The following is a 6,132-nucleotide window of genomic DNA, read 5'->3' on the forward strand; positions in this document are numbered from 1 at the left end:
CCCAGGGCCGCCACACTGAGGTGTGGCTGAAGTATTTTTCAACGGCTGAGCCCCGGCCAGCCCGGTCACAGGAGTGAGTATGCAAACTTTCCAATGGACAGCGGAATTTGTCGCCATCGCTGTAACGGCTGGCCTGGTTCTGGTCGTCCTGGGCTTTGTACTGGCGATGGCGGTACAAAGTCGTAAAACCGCCCGGCTCCATATGCGTCTGGAGCAGGCGGACAGCCGGGACCAGCAAACACAGGCGGAATTCAAGCAACTCAACGCCGCACTGCACGAAAAAGAAGTGATTGGGAGCCGTCTACAGGCAGAGCTGGCCAGCGCCCAGGCGGGAGAGCGACGCCTGGACAGCGAGCTGAGCCGGCACAGGGATGAATTTGCTGCATTGTGTACTAGCTTGGACGAAGCGCGCCAGCAGCACCACTCCGCTGAAAAACAGCTGGAATCCGCCCACACTGAGCTGCGGGCCCGGACCGCACAGGTACGGGAGCTTCGTGAACGTATGTCCCTCACCGATGAGGAATTGAAGCGGGAGCGCAACCTGGTGAGTGCCGTGAAAGAGAGCCTTGCCCAGGAGGGTAAAAAGTCCGAATCGCTGGCGGGCCGGCTGGAGGAGTCCCGGCAGCAGTTCGCTGAACAGGGAGAGCGTCTGGCTGCCGAGAAGCAACGACAGGAGGATCTCCAGCGACTGCACCAGGAGCTGGTCAAGGCCCATGCACAGCTGCAAACCGAACAGGGCGAGAGGGAGGCCAGCCACGCCCGGGAAGTAGCCAATTTCGAGCGACAAAAGGAAAGCCTAGCGGAGCAGTTCAAGGTACTTTCCAACGAGATCCTGGAGGCCAAATCAAAATCCCTGCAGGAGAGCAGCAAACTCAGCCTCGCCTCGGTGATGAACCCCTTCCAGCAGTCGATCGACGGATTTAAAAAGGAAGTGCAGGAGATCCACCATCGGGAAACCACACAGCAGGGGGAACTGAGGAAAGAGCTGGAATCGCTGAAGGAGTTGAACCACAAAATCACTGCGGAGGCCCACCAACTGTCCACTGCACTTCGCGGCCAGAAAAAGCTGCAGGGCAATTGGGGGGAGTTGGTGCTGGAAAATGTCCTCGACCGCTCCGGCCTGCAGCAGGGCAAGGACTATCAGCGGGAGGTAAGCATCGCCACCGAAGAGGGGCGCCAACGCCCCGATGCTGTGGTCTACCTGCCACAGGATAAACACCTGATCATCGATGCCAAAGTCTCCCTGAATGCCTATACCCGCTATGTCAATGCCGAGGATGAGTTGCAGCGAACACAGGCCTTGAAGGAACATGTGCAGGCGGTCGGCAGTCGCATCAAAGAACTGGCAGACAGGGACTATTACAAACTGCCCGGCCTTAACTCACCGGAAATGGTCTTTATGTTCATTCCCATTGAGTCCGCTTTTGTCGAGGCGCTGAAAGCCGATGAAACCCTGTTTCAGCAGGCCATTGAGAACAATGTACTGGTAGCGACACCAACCACCCTGCTTACCAGCCTTAATATTGTGCGCCAGCTGTGGCGCTACGAGGATCAGAACAAACACACTGCCGCTCTGGCCAATAAAGCCGAAGCGGTGTTTAAAAAGCTGAATACGTTTCTGGGGAGCTTTGAGAAAATCAAGAAGGGCCTGGATACCGCTGCCGAGGCTTACACCAAAGCAGAAAACCAGCTGGTCAGCGGCAAGGGAAATCTGGTTAAGCAGGTGGGTGAGTTCAAAAATCTGGCCCCGGCTATCAAAGCTGAATTCCCCCGTTACTTTTCCGAAAAGGCGGCTCTGGAAATCGACTTTATTGCCGCTGATGACAGAGAAGGCGCCGCTAATGCGGGGGCATTGACTGAAAGCACTGGTTTGGCGTCTTCCATGACAGGCGCCGGCCTGGATGAAGTGGAAAAATAGTAGTAGTCCGTTTTCTTGTCCCGAAAATTTAAAACTTGTTTGTATGGAAACTGGCTGTATACCCCGGTGTGATACCAGTTTTCAAAACGAAGGTCATGGCGAAAAATGCCTCCGCGACAAGGCGGGCAACTAAAGATTTAATTTTCCTCCTCAAGCTTTCTGTGCCGCGCATGAACGGAATGCTGTCCGCGAATTTTAGTCGGCCGCCAGTCAAACTATTCTTTATGAGATATCAGGCCCTGCATCCCTCTGTGCTTTCAAGTTGCAGCCAGGGAAAATCTGTCAGATTAAAAGGCCTGTGTAAAAAGTCGCGCAGGTGTGTCTACAGCCAACATCTGATACATGGTGATGATTGCACTGGAGACTGCCTGAAGGCTAAAGGGTAAGGGCGCTGCCAACTTTTCACAGTGAACCAAACACTTAAGCGCCATCCGGCCCAAGCTCTTTTTCTTTGGGCTACTCTTGGATGGCGACTGCTGGGCTTCGGCGCATAGGGAGCTTCCAGAGAGGTATTTTGTGCCAATAGGGAGAAATGGAGTCGTAATGGCTCAATCGGTAACTTGATTTCGTCCCCCTTTTCCTGCACAGCCAATTCAAATTCAGGTCGATACTGAAAAACCAGTCGCGCTACAAATATTTTGAGGTTTTAAGATGATCTGGCAAAGACTGTGGCAGAACTGCTCAAAAATAGGATTTCTATTGATCTCAGCGACACTGTTGGGAGTCAATGGCGCTATCGCAGAAAACCTTCGTGGCAGTTCTACCGGGCCGACTTCGGCACCGGGTTACAGTCATCCCGATCAGTTTATACACCTGAAGGCAGTCAAGCCGGCGGATAATATGTACCCGGTAATTCGGCATCCACAAGAGGAACAGGAGGCGCGCGATAAGCTGGCGGCGCTGGAGGAGAAGTTTGGAAAGAAACCCAATATTGTGATTTTCCTGCTCGATGATGTGGGCTGGATGGATACCGGTTTTACCGGTGGCGGCATTGCGGTCGGTAACGCGACTCCCACCATGGACCAGCTGGCGAATGAGGGGCTTTTACTGACATCGGCCTATTCAACGCCCTCCTGTTCACCCACTCGCGCCACCATTCATACGGGGCAAAACCCCCTGCACCACGGTATTTTGCGACCACCGGTGTACGGCGAATCGGGGGGGTTGGATGGTGCCGTGACCATGCCATCCATACTCCAGAAACTCGGCTATGTAACCCAGGGTGTTGGCAAATGGCATATGGGAGAAAACAAGGGCTCGTTGCCGCAGAATGTTGGTTATGATGATTACCGCGGCTTTCTCGGTGTTTCCGATATGTATACGGAATGGAGGGATGTGTATTTTAATCCAGAGGTGGCATTATCACCCGAGCGGTTTGCGATGATGGAGAAGGAGCAATTCAATCACAATGATGTGCACTGTACACCGCAGGACAAGGAAAAATGCCAGGATGTGCGGTTGATTGACCTGGATTACATCAAAGACCTGGACGAAGAGTGGATGCAGTACAGCATCAATTTTATCAGGCGCATGAAGGATTCGGATAAGCCTTTCTTTCTGTATCACGGAACCCGCGGCTGTCACTTTGACAACTATCCCTCCGACAAGTGGGCGGGGAAATCCAGGGCCCGCACTGTATACAGCGACTGCATGGTCCAAATGGACTATGTGCTGGCACAGCTGGTGGAGACATTGCAGGAAACCGGGCAATTGGAAAATACCCTGATATTCCTCACCTCCGACAATGGCCCGGAATGCGAGGTGCCACCCCACGGCCGCACGCCTTTCCGTGGCTGCAAAGGCTCCAGCTGGGAAGGCGGTGTAAGGGTGCCAACCTTTGCCTACTGGAAAGGGGTCATCAAGCCGCGCCGATCCGAGGGGCTCTTCGATCTGGCCGATCTGTTTAACACTGCCATCTCCATTGCCGGCAAGCCCGGCAAAGAAGTAACAGAGTTTATTCCCAAGGACCGCTATGTCGATGGCGTAGACCAGGTCGGTCTATTGTTGGCAGATAATGGGCAGTCTGCGCGCCGCAGCCGTCCTTACACGATGAACCAGTACTTTTCCGCTATGCGTGTGGACGAATTCAAGTATATCTGGACTGCGGAGCTTCAGAGTGGCGTTGTACAGCGCGGTTACTGGGGTGGATTTAGCGGTCCCATTTTTGTCGAGAGCGGTGGGGCTATCCTGTTCAATCTGTACACCAATCCCCAGGAGGATGTCAGTATCGGCGTTCGGCATGTCCCGATGTTAGTGCCGGTGATGAGCACAGCCGCCGACTATATGAAAGAATTGATCAAGTACCCTCCTCAGTTCAAGATTGGCTTTATCTCCAATAATCCCCCGGTCTATGATCTGCTGCCCCAGGCAAAAGACAAACTTGAGCGATTTGAACGGGAAGGTGTGGGAAGGTACCCGCGGCCCCAATAGCGCCACCAACAGATGCCGGGGAGTGCGGGCGCGTGTTTTAGCGTTGTCTAATTATCTATCCCGAATATGTGCGTAAAGCGATTTATACTACCAACGCTGTTGAGACCGTCCACCGGCAGTTCCGCAAGCTGACCACCATCAAGGGTGGCTTTGCCAGTGAGAAGAGCCTACTCAAGCCAGTATACTGAGATTCTTCCAGCGCTCGAAATGTCCGATCTAAAGCTGGAGTCTGGCGCTATCACAGTTGACGATTTACTTCCCGGGTCGATTGGGGAAATATACCAACCTAAAAGGCTATTTTGCTGAAATAGAAATTTGAATTTTCTTTAAAACTGCTAGTAAGAGAAAAATGGTAGTGTTATCGAGCTATATTATTTTGGCAGGCCAAGCGATTCTGTATTTATTTCTCTGGGGCGGAGCTGTTCGAAATAATGTTTGTAATTAATTGATCTAGTTGTTGATCAAGCTGTTTATTTAGGGTGAAATTATTGATAGTAGACTCTATCATGGCACACAGCTGATCATTGGCTATCTTTTGAGAAAACTCGTTGGTAAGTATAGCGGTAACAAATCCCCTTTTAAGTGCTTGGAGGTTTTCGCCGCGTTTATGAAGTTCAAGGATGCTTTCAGTGGCGATTTGACCGATACTACTCTTTATCCTTGTGCCACTCACAGTGGCCGCCCTATTTGTTTCTTTTCGCTCATTAGGCTTCCGTAAAGCCTTTAATCTTTCCCGTAGGGAACTCGCTGATGTATTGCCGTCATTAATTTTCATAGTAATTAATGCTGAGTATAGCGAGATAAGAGCATTTTTTTCATTGCGCTGTCGTCATCTTGATGCTCTGTGTCCTCTGAAAGAGCCGGCTCAGGGTTTATTGAGGAGATAATAATTTTTTCAATATCGCCATTGAGAGCCGGGTTCTCTTTATTTTCATTCATTCCTTTTCTGAGAAGCTCTACACCCTTCTCAGTTTCTTTTTCTGACAAGGCTAGTAAGCCTTCAGCAAAGTCCCGAAAATATTGAGGTGAATCGCTTGCCGTCAAAAGCTTTTTCCATATTTTTTTTGCTTTGTCGAAATCTTGGATCACTATGTATAACTGGCTTAATTGAAATTGAGCAATCCATAGTTGAGGTGCCATTTCTACAGCAGTTTTCATTCCTTCGATTGCTCTTTCATACATTTTTATCTCTGCGTACTCTGCAGCCAACATTAGGTGCTTTGCTGGATGCTCCTCGAGATCAATACTGCGCTTCATCAACTCTATGGCCTTATCGTGTTGCTTGCGATTGCTAGCATCTAACGCGCAATGAAATAGCTCTTCAGCATCTAAGCTGCCAGTTGTCTGTTTTGTCATACGTTGCCTCCTATCCAATACCGGGCTTAGTTTACATAGACTAATTTCCTGCCGCCAGCACTCCCGCCTTGATCTTGGGTTGCGCTTTCGGACAACGTATTGTAGTCGTTAAATGAGAGTGGGCCAAATCTGTGATGCACGTCTCAAAAATCAATTGTAATGCACTTTTCACCTGCACGATTTGGGCAAATCCACGGATATATAGGAGTGCTCGACGTGAGTGAACACCAGCCTAAGAATCCTAGGTTCTATTGTGCCAGCGCACTTGCTTATTTTTTATCCGGTCGCTTGGCCACGTTTGTTTTAGGGGAAAACCATGGCAGCCATCATCAGCGGAGAAGCCCTGGGCTTATTCAACAGTACCCAGACGGGGATCGGCGCAGCCGGTTTTGGCCAGGGCCGGGAACAGGTCTACGTGAATGCCTCCA

General features: G+C 51.0%; 4 protein-coding genes and 1 pseudogene. 3 read left to right on the forward strand and 2 right to left on the reverse strand.

The window, feature by feature from the left end:
- Positions 1–79 precede the first annotated feature (79 nt).
- From rmuC to ABVT36_RS10040, 3 genes and pseudogenes are all read left to right on the forward strand, one after another.
- Positions 80–1,918, forward strand: a complete 1,839-nt coding sequence (gene rmuC, locus ABVT36_RS10030) for a DNA recombination protein RmuC (RefSeq protein WP_368456447.1) — start codon at positions 80–82, stop codon at positions 1,916–1,918.
- An 840-nt stretch (positions 1,919–2,758) separates the two neighbouring features.
- Positions 2,759–4,348, forward strand: a complete 1,590-nt coding sequence (locus ABVT36_RS10035; RefSeq protein ID WP_368456448.1) for a sulfatase-like hydrolase/transferase — start codon at positions 2,759–2,761, stop codon at positions 4,346–4,348.
- Positions 4,349–4,404: 56 nt separating this feature from the next.
- Positions 4,405–4,667 (forward strand): annotated as a pseudogene (locus tag ABVT36_RS10040) (hypothetical protein); the annotation flags it as partial.
- 81 nt (positions 4,668–4,748) lie between these two features.
- Here ABVT36_RS10040 and ABVT36_RS10045 read toward each other — a convergent pair.
- Together ABVT36_RS10045 and ABVT36_RS10050 are read right to left on the reverse strand one after the other, a co-directional pair.
- Complete coding sequence (locus tag ABVT36_RS10045) at positions 4,749–5,123, reverse strand: hypothetical protein (protein WP_368456449.1); 375 nt, start codon at positions 5,121–5,123, stop codon at positions 4,749–4,751.
- A 5-nt stretch (positions 5,124–5,128) separates the two neighbouring features.
- Positions 5,129–5,704 (reverse strand): tetratricopeptide repeat protein, encoded by a 576-nt coding sequence (locus ABVT36_RS10050; protein WP_368456450.1) that lies wholly within the window; start codon positions 5,702–5,704, stop codon positions 5,129–5,131.
- Between the last annotated feature and the right edge of the window lie 428 nt (positions 5,705–6,132).

This window comes from Microbulbifer sp. TYP-18 (genome assembly GCF_040932045.1).
GTDB lineage: Bacteria > Pseudomonadota > Gammaproteobacteria > Pseudomonadales > Cellvibrionaceae > Microbulbifer.